The organism is Tardiphaga sp. 285_C5_N1_2, from assembly GCF_052076065.1.
Taxonomy (GTDB): domain Bacteria; phylum Pseudomonadota; class Alphaproteobacteria; order Rhizobiales; family Xanthobacteraceae; genus Tardiphaga; species Tardiphaga robiniae.
On the sequence record NZ_CP197241.1, the window covers coordinates 3,719,438 to 3,738,338 of the forward strand.

Here is an 18,901-nt window from a genome sequence, read left to right on the forward strand (position 1 = left end):
CCCCGCAAGAGCCCCCCCCGAAACGAAAAGCCCCCGAAGATCGGGGGCTTTCTTTTTCTACTTCGAGAAGACAGCCAGGCCACCGGCCTGGCCGATCTCTTATGCTGTCATCGTGTGGTCGGTGTTCTTGAACACCATGTTCACAATATCAGCGTTGCTGGTTCCGTACCCGACCAGCGTTGCGACATCATGCGTGTTGCCCGAGAAATTGCCGGCACCGGTCGTATCGACCTGCACGAGGACATTGCCTCCGTTCTGCGTCAAATGAACGTAGTTATTGATGTTCGAACCATCCGCCTGCACGCCGGCGATGCCATCGAGCAAGCCCGATATGTCGATCTTGTCACCTTCGCCATTGCTGAAGTCGAGGATGCTATCGACATTCGACGCGCCGGTTTCAGCGAACTTGAAGGTATCGGCACCGGAGCCGCCGGACAGCGTGTCGTTACCGATGCCGCCAATGATCGTGTCGTTGCCGCCACCGCCATAGATGGTGTCATTCGAGGTCGAACCGGTCAGCGTATCGGCGAAAGCAGAGCCGATGACACCTTCCATGTTCTTGTAGGTGTCGGTCCCCAGCCCCACAGCCGACAGGTTGACGGAGGTGTTGCTGCTGCTCTGTGTCAACGTGAACGTAATGCCTGCGGTCGCATCGGAGAAGTCGAGCAAATCGACGCCTGCTCCACCGTCGATGCTGTCGTTCCCGCCGCCACCGCGGATCATATCGTCACCGGCGCCGCCGATGATACTATCAGCAGACGTGCCGCCAAGGATGTTCAGATGAGCCGATGCCCCAACTCCCGATGCGTTCAGCGTGAGCTGAAGTGATGTGTGCGCATCGACCGTCAGTGTACCGTTACCGATCGCTGTGGTCGCGTTGCTACCGAGCGTCACGTTGTCGAGGAGTCCGGCGCCGAGCAACAAGGTTTCAACACCGCTAACATGCGTGAAGGCTGCATCGACGACAACAGGTGTGTCGGTAATCTGGATCGTATCGTTCCCCGCGCCGAGATTGAACGTCTCGTTCGCGTTGAAGTGTGCGCTAAGCAGCTTGACGGTATCGTCACCGGCGCCGCCGATCACGTTCAGATGCGACGTGAGCGCGAAGAAGCTTGACGTTGCATCAACCGTCAGGCCGTGTCCCGATCCAGCCGCACTGGCATCAATGGTCAAGGTCTTTGCTGTCAGGCCGTTGATTTCGGTATTTGCATTGTTCCCGAGCGTGATGCTGTTGGTGAAATCGCCCAGCACTATCTGTTCTATGTTTGACTTGTTGACGAACATGTTGTCCGTAACCGTCGCAGCGTCAGTAATCTGGATGGTGTCGGCTCCGAGCCCGCCGTTGATTGTATCGTTGTTGTCGAGATTTGCGCTGAGATAGCGGAACGTATCGTTGCCCGAGCCGCCGACCAGATTGTCGGCTCCAGAGCCGGCGATCACGACGATACTCTGACTGTAGAGGTTGCTGCCAGTGCTCTCCGTGAGCGTCAGATTTCCGGTCAAGCCGCCATGATCGATCGTGAGTCCTCTATCAAAGGCCAATTTAGCGTTGGCACTTAAAGCCACAGAGTAATTGCCGGCCGCACTCAATTTGAGGATTTCAAATCCTGATGTGTTCGAGAACTGCGAGTCACCAATCGTGCTTGCGTTTGTGATCTCGATCGTATCCGTGCCGTTACCGCCACGAAGCGTGTCAGCGGCCTTGTACGTAAAGGTCGCGTTCGAGCCGACGGTGCCTTTAACGGTGTTTGCGCCGTCCATGAGATAGACATTGTCGGTAGCGGTCGTGAGCGTAAACGGCGACGGCGAGCTAAAGCCAATCTGCGCGTATGCGATCGCGGTGCTGGTGCCGCCGTTGGCCATTCCACCGCCGTCGTTCAGCGTGATGACGAGTGACTCCCGAGTGCCAGTATAACCGGAATTCAAAGTCGCCGAATAATAGATATCCTGCAGTAGAGCCGTAGCGGCGGCCGGGGTCGCGTTGGCGTTGAAGGCGATCGTCAACAACAGATCGTTGCCGAACGTACCCGGGAAGCCAGCGTCCGTGTTGCTGTAGGTGAACGTTCCGATCTCGACACCACCATACGTAATGTGGCTTCCATTGACGCCAATCTGGCCGGCCCCCGTCCCGTTGTCCTTGATCGACAGGGTTTCTTTCGTCGCATCAAAGGAGTCAGCCCTCACCGTGAGCGTCCCCGTCGCGAAATTGACGGAATCAACGTCGGTGATCTTGACGCCCGGAGCAATTGCGATCGCAGTTGAGCCCAGAACGTAAGGCGTCGTCGTCGTACCCAGGGCAATGACTGGCGCGTCGTTCTTGCCGGTCAGCGTCACGTTGACTGTCTGCGAGGTGATAGCACCGGCGGAGTCGACGATATTGACGGTATAGGTCTGTACGGTTTGGCCGGCTGGAAGCGCCTGCAACGCGTTCTCGCTGGCGTTAAACGTCCAGTTAACGGTTCCAATCACGTTGCCTGTCGAATCGATGCCGGGAACAGCCGAGAAGTTTCCGATATAGCCGGCAGGCGATGCATCTACCGTAACGCTGTGGGTATCCAGGGCGTCCGCATCGGTAAACTTGATCACGCCCGTTGCGGTCTCTGTCGGAACCAGTGTGACGGAGACGTCGTCCAGCGCCCAATAGTTCAGGTTGTTCGTAACAGCGAACTGGAGCTTCGTCGCCGCGCCCGGTCCACCCACAACGTCGAACGTGTACAGCGTAAAGGCATAAAGATCGTTGGCCGACGGGCTGTTGGGATCGTTCGACGGTAGCGTTGCGGAGAACGGTGCGTTGGTCAGCGCAGACCCCACGACCGGCACGCCACCCCAGTTCACCACAAAGGAATTGGCGCCCGAATCGAAGTACTGGGCACTTCCGCCAGCCGAGATGCGGTTCGCCACCCAGTAGCTCAGCGTGTAGTGCTGCCCTGTGACCGTCGCGATATCCTGGCTGATCGTTCCAGGTGTATTGGCCGGCGCCCAAAGATCGGCGCCCCGGTTGCCGGTGTGGACCGAGCCATTCTGGTTTGTCCAGACCTGAAGCCCCCCGGTTACCCCACCCCTCGTCCAAACAGCGTTTGCCGATGAGAAACTGCTGCTCGCCTCGAAGCCAGGATTTCCAACAAGATTCGTCAGTGCGGTGGCGTCCTCGGTCACCGATCCGGTCGTCACACTGGTCGCCGTCACAACCTGCGGCGGCTGGTTGACGGGTGCATCCGACGTACCCAGGATATTGACCGTCAGATCATGCGCAGTGCCGTCGGCTGAGTGGACCGTCAGCTTGTCGGTATAGGTCTGGCCAGCCACGAACTCGTCGTGCGCCGAGTTCATCACATAGGTCCAGGTGCCGTCGGCGTTGACGTTGAAAACGCCGTAATTGTTGCTGCCCGCCGCGTTGGCCTGCGGCACGAGCGTGTCGGCGCCGTCGACGTCATTGACAACAAGCGTGCCGCCGGTCGACTGAGCCACGTTTGACTCAGTCAGACTCGTCGTATCGGTGCCGGTGAACACCGCCGGATCGTTGCCGCCGGTGATGTGGAACGTCAGGAAACCGCCGTGGGCACTGTTGCCGTCCGACGCGCCGTACTTGAACACGTCGGTGGCGGTGACGCCAGCGGCGAGCGCATCGTAGGCCGCGTTCGGCGTATAGGTGTAGGTGCCGTCCGTATTGATTGTGAGATCGCCATAGACGCCGTGCGCGACCGTCGTGGCGCCGTTGAGATAGGTCGGGCCTGACTGCGCGTCGGGCCGGATCGTGATCACCGTGAGCGGGTCGTTCTCCGCGTCGTGATCGTTGGCCAGAACACTGCCGGCAAACGTTTTTACCGTACCCGCGTCGATAGCCGCGGTATCGGTCAGGTTCTGATCGTCGTTGACCGGGACCGGCGTATCGTTGACGCCGGTGAGGTGGATCGTCAGATATTGCGCGGCCTCGCCGCCGTTCCCGTCCATCGCAACATACTTGAAGACGTCGGTCTTCTGGACGCCGTCCGCCAGCGCATCGAAGGCGGCATTCGCCGTATAGGTGTAGCTGCCGTCCGAATGCATCACGAGATCGCCGTAGATACCATGCGAAGTCACATTGCCGCCCGGAGCGATGGCAATGGGACTTTCATCGGTCGGGACGCCGTTCGCCGCCCGGATGGTCTTGACGCTGAGCGTGTCGCCATCGACGTCGTGATCGTTGCTCAGGATATTTCCGGTCTTGCTCAGCAATCCAGCGTCCGCACTCGCTGTTTCGATGAGCGTCGCATCGTCCGCCGTCAGCACGGGCAGATCGTTCACCGCATTGACCGTCACGGCGATCGTGCCCGTCGAAGTCGCGGTATCGGTTACGAGACCGGTGGTGAGCGTGGCGTGATCGACGACCGTCACGCTGACACCGAGGTTGAACGCGCCATTGTAGTTGTTTGGCGGGGTCATGGTCAGATGTGCCAGGTCGATCCCGGCGGGATTATCGATCACCCAGACGCTGCCCTGCAGCGAGCCCTGATTGAAGGTCGCGCCGGCGGGATAGCCGCTGAGTTCGATATGGGTGGCCTTCTCCGAACCGTCGGTATCGTCCAAGGCAATGTGGATGGCAAATGTGTTGTCTTCGTTGCCGCCCGACGCCGACAGCACCGCCGCATCGGCGATGGGACGAACGTTGATCGTCACGGTGGCCGGCGCCGTCCTGGACCCGTCGGAGACCTGATAGGTCAGGACTGAGTAGCCGCTCTCGTTCGCGACGGGGGTGTATGTCAGGTCGCCAGCGGGCGTGACCGACGTGGAACCGGCGGGGCCCCACGGATTACCGGTCACGAGGCCGACGCGCGTCAGGGCGTCGCCGTCCGGATCGCTGTCGTTGGCCAGCAGATGGGCGTTCGTCAGGACCTGGTCTTCGTCGATGAAGTAGACCTCGTTCTGCGTCACCGGTGCGTCGTTGCCACCATGGATGGTGATCGTCACCGTCTGGCTGGCGCTGCCGCCGTGCGCATCGGCCACGGTCGCGACGAAGTTCAACGTCACGACTTCGCCAACATGCAGCGCCTTCGTTGCAGCGAGGCCGTTGTCGAGATCGTAGCTCCACACACCGGTCGCCGGGTCGATCGACATCGTGCCGTATGGCGACGCTGTCGTGTTCAGCGACCAGGTCAGATGACCCGCGTCATTGGTGTCGACATCCGTGGCCGTGAGCTGGCCGCTGATGATCTGGTGCGTACCGCCCGGCAGCAGGCCATGCGCCGCGTCCCATTGCTGCGACGGAGATGCAAATGAATCCTCGTATCCGGCATAGTACGGCCGACCACTTAGACCCGCCGCCGCGATCTCCGCGATCAGCTGATCATGCAGCGCCACATCGGCAACACCGTTCGGCGGTCCGTTCGAGCCGCCGGCGCCACCGGGTAGGAACTTGTCGTCGATCGAGGCCTTATCGAGATTACCGAGCAGATTGTCGTGCATCGACTGCGCACGGTCCGGCAGGTTTCCATAGTCCGGGCCATCAGCTTCGTATTTCACGACCACGCCACTCAGCGGTGCGCCACCGTCCTGGACGTATTTGGCATATTCGATCGCAAGGCGAACACCGGCCGCATTGATGGCCGTATCGTAATAGCTGTAGTGATCGTCGACATAATCCCACACCGCAGCGATCGCATCGGCGAAGCCGGCGGCATGGCCAAGCGCAGCCTGCACGCCCACCAGAACCGCATGCATGTCGGCCGGCGTTGCCGCCAGCAGCGCACCGATTTGCGTGTCGATATTCTGATCAATCTCGAACTTGTGGTCCGCGGCGGTGGTCGCCGTCACCGCGTGGTCGAGGAAACCAGCGGCATAGATGTCGGCATGCGTCTGCAGCGGTGCCGAAGTGATGACCGGCGCGTCGTTCACGCCCTCCACCGTGAAGGTGAAGGTGCCCGGGACCGGCGTCGAGCCGTCCTGGTTGCCATCCTCAACAGTGACCTGGAAGGTCGTCGTCGAATCTTCCGAGCCGTCATGGGTGAACTTGATCAGGCCGGCGGCAAGCTCGGCGGCCGTGAATGACGTCGCCGGAGCGCCGCCATTCGTGATGGTGCCGTGCTGGACGTTCGATACGTGGAAGACGACCTCGGAGGCGGTGTTGTCCGGATCGGTGTAGCCGAGTTCGGCGGCCGTGAGGGTATGGATGCCGCCTTCGGTGACGGTTGCCGCAAGCGGACCCGCCAGCGACGGCGCATCGTTCATCGGCAGCACATGCACCGTTGCCGTGTGCGTGATGCTGTTATCCAGACCGTCATTGACAACCACGGTCACAGTGCGGTCGCCCGTGCTCGGGGCATCGCCGGTGTACTGATAGACAACACCGCGCATGATGGTCTGGTAGACGGCGTTGGACGCATCGCCGGTCACCGTGAGAACGCCGGTGGTCGCGTCATAGCCATAGGTAAGGCCGGCCGTCGTCAGAGCGTTCGTCGCACTCGTATTGAACGAAAGGCCCTCGACACCGAGCCCATCCGGCTGCGTTGTCAACGTGACCTTCATCGAATGCATCGTCGTGGAATCGACGTCGGTAATAGTTGCGCTGCTCAAGATCCACTGCGGCAACGACTCGACGGCGGTGACAGCGATGTCATTGCCTGCCGACGCAGCACCGTTCAGATCGACGACCGGCGCGTCATTGGTGCCATGGATCTTGATCTCGACCACATGAGTGTCCATGCCGCCATGACCGTCCGAGACCTGGATCGTATAGCTGAGGACGGATTCCCAGCCATTGGGCAGGAAATCGAAGGCCTGGCCCTGCGAATTGAAGGTCCATGCAAGATCGCCGGCGGCGCTGCCAGCCGGGGTCACGTCACCGGTTGCAACCGTCATGAAGGCCAGCAATTGCGCATTGGTGAAGTGCGATTCAATTCCAGAGCCCGATGCTGTCACCGACAACACGTTCGCGGTGACCGTGTCGGAGAGATCGACGTCCGTCACGCTCAGTGTGCCGTTGGCGATCAGCCCGGCATTGGTTTCGGTCAGGAACACATGATCGCTGTCGCCGCCGTCAATCGAGATCACCGGCTTGTCGTTGCTGCCGACCAACGTGACCGTGATGTCGCGATAGGCCGACGAACCGTGCCCGTCGCTGACGAGGATGCGGAAGACCTCTTGCTTGGTCTCTCCAGCGCCAAGGAAATTCAGCTGTGCATCGGTGACGTGATACTGCCAATCGACGAAGCCATTGCCGTCATTCAACGTCTCTTCCGCGACCACTGCAGTCACGTATCCGATATAGCCCGTGCCCTGAGGCGTCACGGTCAGCGTATGGGTGTCGCCCTGATCGTCATAGATCCAGAAGCCGCCGCCGTTGTAGCCGCCGCCCGAGGAGCTGTCGTTAAAGCGCGTGCGATCTGCCGTCGATCCTGTTTGCGGATCGGTTTCCGCATATTCGGTCATCGTTCCGGTGTCGGGAAAACCTATCGAGGTCCCAACAGCGTCGTTGCTGCCGTGAATTGTGAACTGATAGATCCCGGACTTGCTGTCGCCATCGGAGTCCGTGACCGTGAATGGCACCGACAGGGTTGCGATCTCACCTTCGCTCAGGCCGTTGAAGCCCCAGCCCGGATTGACCGTCACCTTGCCCGTGACCGGATCGTAGGACATCGACGGCACGCCGAGCATGGTACCGGTCGGGGTGGAAATGGTGGCGTGTGCAGTGTCGAATGCCACAGAGCCCGGGCCATCGGCACCGAAGCGGTAGTTGGTCCCGCTGACCAGCGACACGACGGACGAGCCATCCTCGCCGATATCCGCGTGGAAGAGCGGCAGTGACGTCGACGACGCCTGAACCAGGCTGACATTCGCCAGATACGTGCCGGTGTTGTCGCCCGCGTAACCAACCTCCTTGAAGGTGACGGTGTTCGCACCACCGGCCGCAATGAGGTCGAGCGTCTGGATGGCCATGGTCGAGCCCGGCGCATAGGTGCCAACGAGCTGCCCGTTCCAATAGACCTGGAGTCCCGAGGACGACGGATCGTACGTGCCGATCTCGAAGCTCAGCGTATAGTGCTGGCCGGCCGTCAGACCGTTGAGGCTCTGGGAGACTGCGATGTTGCCCGGCGATGCACCGAGGTCAACCATCGGTTCGCCATTCGACGTTACAACCCCGAAATAGCCGCTTGGGACGCGCTCGAGCTGAACACCGGTCTGGCCGGCTTCCGTACCGGTGATCTTCCAACCGGTAGCGCCCGTCGCCCAATCACCGTACGAGGCGTCATGCCAGGAGCTGCCGCCCGAGAAATCGCCGTTGGTGAGCAGGTTGGCCTGCGTCGCGTTCCCGATGATCACCGGCACGTCATCGCCGACAACGACGCGCAGATAGCTCTCCACATAGTCGCCGTCACCATCGGTGACGCGATAGCTAAGATTGAATCCTTCACCGAGTTCGCCGGCGCCATTCGGATGATGGATGGCCGCGAACTGCTCCACCTGATATTCGCCGGTGGTCGGATTGAGAGTGACCGTGAAGACCTTCACGTTCACGTTGTTCTGCAGTTGATAGACCTCAAAAACGTTGCCGTTGATAACGCTGGTATATCCACCGGTCGGCAGCGTCGCGCTGACCCACGACAGATGACCGTTGCTGTCCGCACCGAAGTTGTGGCTCAACGTACCCGACGCCGTTGCCGTATCGCCGGGCTCAGGATTGCCGTTGATCAGCGCATCGTCCTGTACGCCTGCGCGCTGAACTGTCGTCGCCGGAATGGTCGGGACCGAATCCGTCACGTTGATGTGGATCGCCTGATCCACATAGTCGCCGTCCCCGTCGGTCGCGCGCACCGTGAAGCCGAGATCGAGCGTGTTCGAATTCGCCGCGTGATCGAGATTCTGGAACAGCGTGAAGATATAGGTCGGGTTCGAGGGCGAGCTGAGCGCCACGATGAAGACCGGATTGTCGACCGTGTCGCCATGCTTGAAGGCGACGAGCTGCTTCTCGCCATACTGGGTGGTCCGCAGCACGTAGTCGAGCGCCACGCCGTCCGATGTCAGACCGGCCGGATGCACAGGCTGGCCATTGCTGTCGGTCGCAAAGTCGAGATGCGCGCCGACCTTGTCACCGCCGATCGTGATCTTCAGGCTGCCATAGGCCACCTGTGCCAGGGGCGTGCTGGTCTCGTCGACTGCCACAGTCGCCGCAGCACCAGCCAGGACGGGAGCATCGTCGGTCACGGTCACGATGAGCTGATCGTGCAATGCAACGGTATCGCCGTCGCCATCGCGAACGGTAACCGCCGAAGAAAGATCGAGCGCAAGCGTATCTGTTCCGCCGGTAACGGCGATGTCCTGATGACCCGAATTTACCGTCGTCTGCCCGTTCGGGGCACCCGGTCCGGTCAACTCGAAGTGCACGTTGGGCGGCGTCGAGATTTGTCCAACGTTGATAAAGATCGTCGTGTTCGCAGCGATCGACAGCGGATAATCGGTGCCGCCGGACGTGTTATCCAGGACCCAGTTAACCGCTGTGTTTCCGCTGTTCGTGATGCTGATGATGACATCGCCGTCTGGCAGGCGGCCTTCAAAAGCACGAGGATTGCCGTTGATCGCCGCAACCGCATAGATTTCGCCTGGCTGGTCGATCGCTGCGACCGGAATCGAGGCATTGTCGATCACGTAATTCGCAACGTGATCAATTTGCCCCTTGAGCGTGAACGTATAAGCGCCGGTCGAGGCATTGACCGCGAAGGTGAAGATCTGGTTCGAACCAGCCCAAGCAATGAGCGTGTTTCCGACGACCGTGTAGGTCAGCGCAACACCGCCCGAAGTCAGTGAAGTCAGTGACGCCGACAGGCCCGTGGTCTCCACCACAAAGGTACCGGGCGAATCCGCTCCCATTGAAACCAGTGACGACAGATTCCCGACGAGGATCGAATCGTCGGTACCTGCATCGCCATTCTTGTTATCGGCGTTTCCGGCCTGCGTGCCGGTCGACAGATCGCCGGTAGCGGTGCTCAGTTCGCTTTCATAGACCGCTCCCGTAAGCACGGCAGCAGTCGCGGTCGGCGCGTCGTCATCGATGGTGACCGTGAAGTGTCCATTCGCCTTGTCACCGTCACCATCCTTGGCGGTGAAATTGAACGTGAAGACGAGATCATCGTCCTGACCCGCGATCGGATGATCGAGGTTTGCATTCTGCGTGAAGGTGTAGGCACCGTTCGCCGAGGCGCTCGACAGAACGGCCGAGAACACCACTCGGGCATCGCTGAGCGACGTCGGCGCGGTTGCGCCGGTGTAACCGATCAACGTCACGGCATCGATCATCGCATAGTGAACAGCCGCGCCATTCGACGTCAGCGAAGCGGTAACGTCGTTGCCATTAACATCCTTGACAACGAGGTTGGCCAGACCGTTCGAATGGTCGGTGAAGGTGACGGCGGCATCGACCACGATCGGGCCGCTGCTGGTATTTTGCGTGACGACCAGGTTGTCGGCCATCACGTAACCGTTGAAGCCGTTACCAGTATAGATCTCGAGCCTGTCAATCAGGACATTCGCGAATGGTGTACCCGCGGCATCGAAATGCGTGGGCGTGCCCGACACAAGCGATGCGACATTGGCCACGCTCAGCGTATAGGTCGCGACGAGATTGTTGTTGGAATCGTAGCCCTTCAGAATGACGGTCGGTGTCGTTTGAGCACCCGACAGTCCCAGGTCGATCCCGTCCAGCTTGAACGGCAAGCTGTCATTGGCATTGATGATAATCGGATTGTTGATGCCGCCGAACACGATCCCCGAGGCAGATGGATGATTGACCGTGCCCTGGGTGACGATCAGATCGGCAGTCAGGTTGCTATTGCCGCTGAACGTAAATGTCTGCGTCGACGTACCGCCCGTAACGGTCGCCGCCTTGCCGTCGGCGCCGAACGCAATCGCCAGGGAGCCGGACGTGGTGCGCGTGCCATTGTCGCCCTGGGCAATCGTCAGATCGCCCGGATAACCGTCGTCCTTGTTGCCGCCGGCCAGATTGCCTTCGTCGACGAAGCCCGCCACAGCGGTCCCGAGGACGACGGTGTCATCGTTGACATTGACGGTCAGCGAGCCGGTCGCCGTATCACCATCGCCGTCGGTGACAGCGATGTTGAAGGTCAGCGCCTTGTTCTCTTCCGTCGTGCTGCTGACTGCGTGGACGATCGGTGCGTTGACGGTGAAGCTATAGGATCCGTCGGCATTGATCACCAGAACGGCTGCGGAGCTGTAATGCGCGCTGGTTGCTGTCCAGGTCGTGGCGCCATTGGCGCCCACCACCGGCGAGCCCCAGGTCGCGGTCTCGGTCTGCGCGAAGCCATTGGCGTCCTTGTAGATGACGCCGAAGGTTGCCGACGTCATCGCAACGGATTTCACGCCGTCTGCACCGGCAGTGAACAGGCTGCCGGCAGCGCCGGAGACCGTCTTGACGTCGGGGCTCACATCGCCCGACCCATTTGCGGTGTTGGCCGGGAACAGCGACTGCGCTTCATCGTCAAGCGTCGTCGCGGCCGTCACGATGCCCTTCGACACCGGTGTGTCGTCATTGACGTTGACCGTCAGCGAGCCGGTGGCGGTGTCACCATCGCCGTCGGTGACCGTGAAGTTGAAGGTCAGCGCCTTGTTCTCTTCCGTCGTTCCAGGCGTTGCATGCGCGATCGGCGCGTTCACGGTCAGCGTGTACGAACCGTTCGCACCAATGACCAGAACCGCTGCTGAGCCGTAATGCGAGCTAGTCGCCGTCCAGGTGGTGGCGCCATTGGCGCCCACGACGGGCGAGCCCCAGGTCGCGGTCTCGGTCAAGGCGAAGCCGTTGGCATCCTTGTAGACAACGCTGAAGGTCGCGGATGCCATCGCGACAGATTTGAAGCCATCAGCACCGGCTGTGAACAGGCTGCCGGCGGCTCCCGACGTGGTGTTCGTATCCGGGCTCACATCGCCAGATGCACCTCCGGCATTGGTCGGCGTAAAGACCGTCTGCGCCTCGTCGTCGAGCGTCGTTGCGGCCGTCATGATACCCTGCGATACTGGCGTATCGTCATTGACGTTAACCGTCAGCGATCCCGTGGCTGGATCGTTATCGCCGTCGGTCACGGTGTAGTTGAAGGTCAGCGACAGGTTTTCTTCATTGGCTCCAGCCGTCGGATGCACCAATGGCCTGGAGGTTGTGAAGGTGTAAGAGCCGTTTGCGCCGATCGCCAGCGTTGCCACGGTGGCGCCACTGACGGCACCGATCGCGGTCCAGGTGGTCACGCCACCCGATACACTTGCCGATCCCCACGTGACGGATTCCTGGTGAGCAACGCCGTTGGCATCCTTGTAAATCGCACTGAATGCCGTTGTCGTCCCAAGCGTCACGCTCTTGAACCCGTCCGCGCCGACCGAGAACAGCGCACCGGCTGCGCCCGTTGCCGAGGTGGCATTGGTGACATCGCCGGCGCCACCCGCGTTGCCGCCAGCAAACGCATCGTCGTCCAGCACCGTCGCCGCGGTGACCGCTCCCGTCGTAACTGGCGAATCGTCATTGACCGTGACGGTGAATGTCGATGCCGCTGTGACATCGCCATCAGCGTCCGTGGCCTGATAGCCGAAGCTGAGGGTGATATCGTTCTCGTTGTTACCTGCCGGGTGATCGAGATGCTTCAGCAGGTTGAAGGTATAGTTGCCCGAGGATAGATCGCTGAGCGAGACCGTGAACACCTGGTTGCCAGCCGATGGCGGCGTCGAGCCATTCACCGGGTTGCTGCCGGTGTAGCCATAAACCGTATTACCGACGACCCACAGTTTGACCTGCGCCCCATCGACGGTCAGAGGGCCGACATTGGACATCGCATTCTGGCCATCGCTGATGCCAGAGAACGCAACCGAGCGATCGGCCGCCCCGGAATTGTTGTTGTCAGCTCCCCAAGAGATAGCAAGCGATCCCATCGCTGACGTTGCGGCACCGGCGAGATCTCCGGTGGCAGGCTGCGTGTTGCCGCCCGTCAGACCGTCCTCATCGACCGAAACCGCCTGCGCCGTTCCGATAGACGGCCGGCCGTTATCATCGCTGATCGTAACCGTGAAGCTGCTGCTGTCGGTGTCACCGTCCGCATCCGTGGCGACGAAGCCAAGCTGCAGCGACAGTGCACTGCCCTGGCCAGATCCGACGTGATCCAGATTATCCAGCACCTCGAAGGTGTAGGTACCGTTGCCCGTATCGGACAGCGTGATGTGGAACACCTTGCGATCGTTGATCGTCAGCGAGCCGCCGTTGTCGTTGGCCATGCCCCAGATCTCCGTATCGGAGATCCGCAGGAACTGCACGGTCACACCGTCTGACTTGAGCACGGGACTTCCGGAGCCCGTGGTATGCACGCTGTCGCCGGAGTCGATGGATGACGAGAACGCGACCGAACGGTTTGCAGTGCCGCTGTTGTTGTCGTCCGCGCCCCAATTGATGTTCAGCGACTTGTTCAACGCAGTCTGGGGCACGAATTCCTCGCCCCCGCCCACAATGGTCGTATCTTCGGTCAACGTTGAAGCAACCGGTGCGCCGATTTCCGGCACGTCGTCGCGGATCGTCACGGTAAAGTTGCTGCTGCTGGTATCGCCGTCACCGTCAGTCGCGGTGTAGCTGAAGGTCAGGTTAACCAGATTGGTGCCGCTGCCGGTAGGATGATCGAGGTTACCGAGCAGCTTGAAGGTGTAGGAGCCATCATTGGCATCGCTGAGCGTCACTTCGAAAATGCGCGTGCCGCTTGCCAGGTTGGCGCCGATATAGCCGACCAGCTTCTGACCGTCGAATGCGTATTGAACCGTCTGGCCATCCGAGCGGAGTGTCAGGTTCTGGCCATTGCTGTTCTCTGCATCGACGTTGTCCGCCGCCGAGTTGAAGCGGAAGCCCACAGCGCGATCGCCGAGCCCGCCTCCGGCGGACGGATTCGCGTCATCCGCGCCCCAGGAGATGTTGAGATCACCGGTAGCGGTCAGACCGGGCGCATTCGGCGATGTGCCATTCGAGAGATCATTTTCATTGATGGTCCGGCCATCGCCGGTATGCGCCTCGGGCGCGTCGTCCACGATGGTGACCGCGAAATTGGCCGTCGCGGAGTCACCGTCGGAATCGGTGGCCTTGATGCCAAAGGACAGAGTCCGGCTGTCATCATTCTGCCCCGACGCAGCGTGATCGATATTGTCAAACAGCGTGAACTTGTAGCTGCCATCACCACTATCGGACAGTTCAACGGTGAACACCGTGCGAACGCCAGCCTTGGCAGTCAGTACCGTTCCGTCCGCCGAGATCGAATAGACGATCGCGGTGCCGTCCGACGTCAGACCCGTGGCCCCGGCTGCGGTCGTGAAGACGACCGAACGGTTGTTTGTTGCGCCCGAATTATTGTTATCTGCGCCCCAGTTGATGTTGAGATCACCGAGCTGAACGGTCGAGTTCGGCGCATCCGGGAATGTCGTGTCATAGAACGTGGTCGGCAGACTGTCTTCACGAACGGATTCGGACTCCGTGTTACCGATCGTCGGCACATCATCCTTGACCGTAACGCTGAACACGCTGCTACTCTTGTCGCCGTCCGAGTCGGTGGCCGTATAGTCGAACGTGAATGTCAGCGTGTTCTGGCCATCGGCGGTCGGATGGTCGACATGTCCGAGCAGCGTGAACGTGTACGAGCCGGTGTTGTCATCGTCGAGAGAGACGACGAACACACGGTTGAAGAACGGGTTATTGCCGGTATAGGCGACGAGATCCTCGCCAATAATAGTATAGTGGACGGTTGCTCCGTCGGATGTCAGATTCACGAGATTATTATTGACATCGCGCACCGCGACGTTGTCCGCAGCCGCCGTGTGCTCGAACGACACGGAACGGTTGGCAACATTCCCGCCATCGTGATCGTCGGAGTTCCAGTCGATGTTCAGCCGGCCGCCGACCTGCAGGTCGAAGAAGTTCGGTGACGTCCCGCTCAGGAGATCGTCCTCGTCCACGCCGCGCGTGTCGCCCACGCCAGCCACCGGCACGTCGTCGGTCACATGAACGGTGAAGCTGGCCGGCGCCGTCGTGTCGCCGTCACTGTCGGTCGCCGTGAAGCCGAAGGTGAGCGCCAGGTCGTTCTTGGCGTTGCCTGAGGCATGATCGAGATTGTCGAAAAGCTTGAATGTATAGGTACCATTAGCCGTATCGGACAGCTGAACAGTGAAGACCGTCGTTCCACCTGCCTTGGCCGTCAGCAACTGGCCATTATCCGAGAAGCTATAGGTCAGCGCCGTCCCGTTCGATGTCAGATGCAGCGCGTTCAGGCTCGTCAGCGTCGCGGCGGTGAAGGCCACCGAACGATCGCTCGCCCCTGGTCCTGACACCTGGTTGTTGTCATCCGAATTCCAATCCACCGCGAGTGAGCCGGTTGCGGTCGCGGAGATGAATGCGTTCGACGACGACGGACTGGTGCTCTCGACGAGAGTCAGAATATCCGGGGTACCGATGCTCGGCGAGTCGTCGGTGACATTGACCGTAAAGGATGCAGGCGACGTGGTATCGCCATCGCTGTCAGTTGCCGTGAACGAGAATGTCAGCGGCAGGCTGACGCCATTTGCGCCGGCGTGGTCGAGATTGTCGAGCAGATTGAACGTGTAAGTACCGTTGCCGGTATCCGAGAGCTGCACAGTGAACACCGTGCGCGCGCTCGCTGTCGCTGTCAGCAACGTGCCATTGTCAGACAGCGTGTAGATGATCGTCTGGCCGTTGGAGGTCAGACCCGACGGCGCCGCGCTGGTGGTGAAGGCGACGCTACGATCATTCGTGCCACCTGCGTTGGCATCATCGGAATTCCAGTCAACATTCAGCGAGATACCGTTCAAGGCCTTCGCGATGAATGCGTTGGAGCTCTCGGCTGATGTACTCTCGATGAGGGTTTCGCCAGCAATGGCGCCGGTCGTCGGCACGTCGTCGTTGATGTTGACGGTGAAGGACGAACCGACCGGGTCGCCATCAGCATCCGTCGCCGTGAAGTTGAAGCCGAGTGCGATCGACGCACCATTGGCTCCGACGTGGTCCAGGTTATCCTTCAGGGTGAAGGTGTAGGTGCCGCTATCGACGTCCGACAGCTTCACGGTGAAAACGACGCGTTCGCCCGCCGAGGCAGTCAACAGCGTTCCGTTTTCCGACAGCACATAGGTGATGGCCTCACCATTCGAGGTGAGCCCGGAAGGCGCTGCGGCGGTCGTGAAAGCGACCTTGCGGTCGATCGACGCGCCGTTGTTGTTTACGTCGTCGGCGCCCCAATTGATATTCAGCGAAACACTATCGAGCGAAGTCGACACAAAACCGTTCGTCGCACCGCTCTGCGTCTGCTCGGACAGCGTCTGGCTCTCAATTTCACCTGCCGTAGGCACATCGTCGGTGATATTGACCGTGAAACTCGCTGGAACCGTCGAGTCGCCATCGCTGTCGGTCGCAATGAAGCCAAATGTCAGCGCCTGGCTGCCTTCGGAGCTGCCCCGATGGTCCAGATTGTCCAGCAAGGTGAAGTCGTAGCTGCCATTTCCGCTGTCGGACAACTGCACGGTGAAGATCGTGCGCGCGCTATGGCCTTCGCTGGCCGCAGTCGTCGCCGTCAGCGACGTGCCGTCGGCAGAGATCGTGTAGATGATCGTTGCGCCGTCCGAGGTCAGACCCAGCGCTTCGAGCGCGGTTTGGGTTGCTGCGGTGAATGTAACCGAGCGATCATGCGTGGCGCCCGGGGTGTTCGGATTCTGATTGTCCGAACGCCAATCGATGTGCAGCGATACGGCGCCCGTATCCTTCGGCGTAAACGAACCGCCGACCACCAGCAAGGAGGGCATGTCCCCGCCACCTTCGCTCGGCGGCGTTTCGCCGTTGCCTTCGCTCAGTGTGCTTGCGTCGGCCGGACCGGTCACAACCGGCACCGTATCCGCGATCACCGCATGCAGCGTGCCGTTCACCGTATCGCCATCGCTGTCCGTCGCAGTGAAGTTGAAGGCCAGATCGATGTTCTGGAACGTGGCTGAACCATTATCGTGATCCAGCGAACGATACTGGGTGACGACATAGCTGCCGCTATTGCTGGCGTCGGACAGGGTCACGACGAAGACGACGTTGTTGGCAATTCCACCTTCGCCACCCTCGCCTTCACCGCTCGGCGTGCCGCTCTGCTGCAGGTCGGCGAGGCTGGTCGGCGCGGTCGCACCTGTATAGGCAACCAGCACAGTGCCGTTTTCGAGCAGCACGTAGTGGACGGTCTCCCCATGCGACGTCAGCGTACCGATGGCCGTTGCGCCGTCGCCGGTGGCCGTCACCTGCGTGTTGGCAAACACGACCGAGCGGTCGCCCGTTGCGCCGGTGGTCGCGGATACGCCGCCATCGACATGATCGTTGTAGCGATCGGCACCCCAGGAGATTCCCAGCGAGCCCGTCTGCGTCGCCGGATTGCCGGACAGCGGATCCGTCAGCGCGGCATCGGCAGGCGTGCCGATCACTGGCGTATCGTCGTTGATGCCGATCGGAATCGTGACGGCCACAGTGTCGCCACTACCATCCGTCGCGATCACGTTGATCGAGAGATTGATCGTGTCTTCGGTGCCGCCGATCGGATGATCGAGCGGACGCAACAGCGTGAAGGTATAGTTGCCCTGCAGCGATGAAGCATCCAGGGACACCGTGAAGACCTGATTGGCGGCGACATTGAAATCGCCACCGACATAGCCGATCAGCACGGGCTGGCCGTTCACGGTGGTGAAAGCGAGCTGAACGGTCTGACCATCCGAGGTCAGGCCGGCGAGCGTCGGCTGATTGAGCGAGAATGCGAAGCTGCGATTCGAACCATCGGTACCGAAATCGACATTGAGCGAACCGGTCACGGACGTCGCGGTGCCGCCCGTGTCACCGGTGCCGCCGAGATTGCCTTCCGCAAAACCGTCTTCGTTCAGCGTCACAGCCGTCACGCCGCCGGGAATCGGCGACGGGTTAGGCGTTCCATCGTCGAGATTATCGAAGCCGCCACCAGTGTCTTCGCCCGTCAGCAGCGCGAGACGCGCGCCGGAGGCAGCAAGCGCGCCGACGGTCGCATCACCGAAATTCGCGCCGCCCGTCGGGCCCGTTGCACCGCCGGCTGCGGGCAGAACGGACTGATCGGTGGTGATCGGAAATGTTTGCGCGAACTGCTCGCCTGTCAGCGTGCGATCGGAGCCCATGTCGAATGCGAGATCGGTGAGCGGCTTGCCCATCGAGTCGAACACCGGATCGACAGTCACCGTCGACTGATTGTCGAACAGGATGATCAGCTTTTCACCGACCTTGACGAAGGTCAGCTTCTCGCTCGCGATATCAGCAAAATCGAGCTTGGTGTTGCCGTCGAGATGGACCGAAATGGCCTGCCCATTTTGCGGCTTCTCGAGCTTCAGGTTCTTCGGAGACGGCGGGGTCTGCGTGGTGGAACCGGCGAGCTGCGCGAGCAATACGGGAGCGTTCATGACTACAACCTCAAGCTGATCGGACCGAAAAACGTCCAAGTCCTGCGAGGGTTAAAATATTCTTAAGAACGCAGAGACGTCAATGAATACCTGTAAAATTTGAAGCGTTTTCGTTGCATTGGTTAAGTTCAAAAATGAAACAGCGTATTAATAAAGATGAACAATTCCGCAGTAATACTTCGTCTAGACAGTCTATTTTTGGGAATGCCCGGAAAAATCCACAAATCGCGGCGTATCTATTGTAAAAATAAGAAAGTATTCGAAAAAACGACTTATTTTATACTTTGTAAGATGACTTCTCATATCGCACTGAACAACGAAATCAGCTCACAACCACAGGCACGTCCGCCAATATTGGACGGGCGCCTGAATTTGCTTTCGCGAGCCGATATCGACAGCGGCGCGAACCGCTGCGTGGTGATCGCCCTTCGCGAGTAAATTTCGAAATGGG

General features: G+C 60.3%; 1 protein-coding gene. It reads right to left on the minus strand.

Annotation, left to right across the window (positions count from 1 at the left end):
• Nucleotides 1-99 precede the first annotated feature (99 nt).
• On the minus strand, nucleotides 100-18,450 hold the full coding sequence (locus AB7951_RS17785; RefSeq protein ID WP_439066369.1) for a T1SS-143 repeat domain-containing protein: 18,351 nt from the start codon (nucleotides 18,448-18,450) through the stop codon (nucleotides 100-102).
• Nucleotides 18,451-18,901 lie beyond the last annotated feature (451 nt).

Coding starts and splice junctions, on each gene's coding strand:
- AB7951_RS17785 (WP_439066369.1), bottom strand. CDS start 18,450: ATGAACGCTCCCGTATTGCTCGCGCAGCTCGCCGGTTCCACCACGCAG.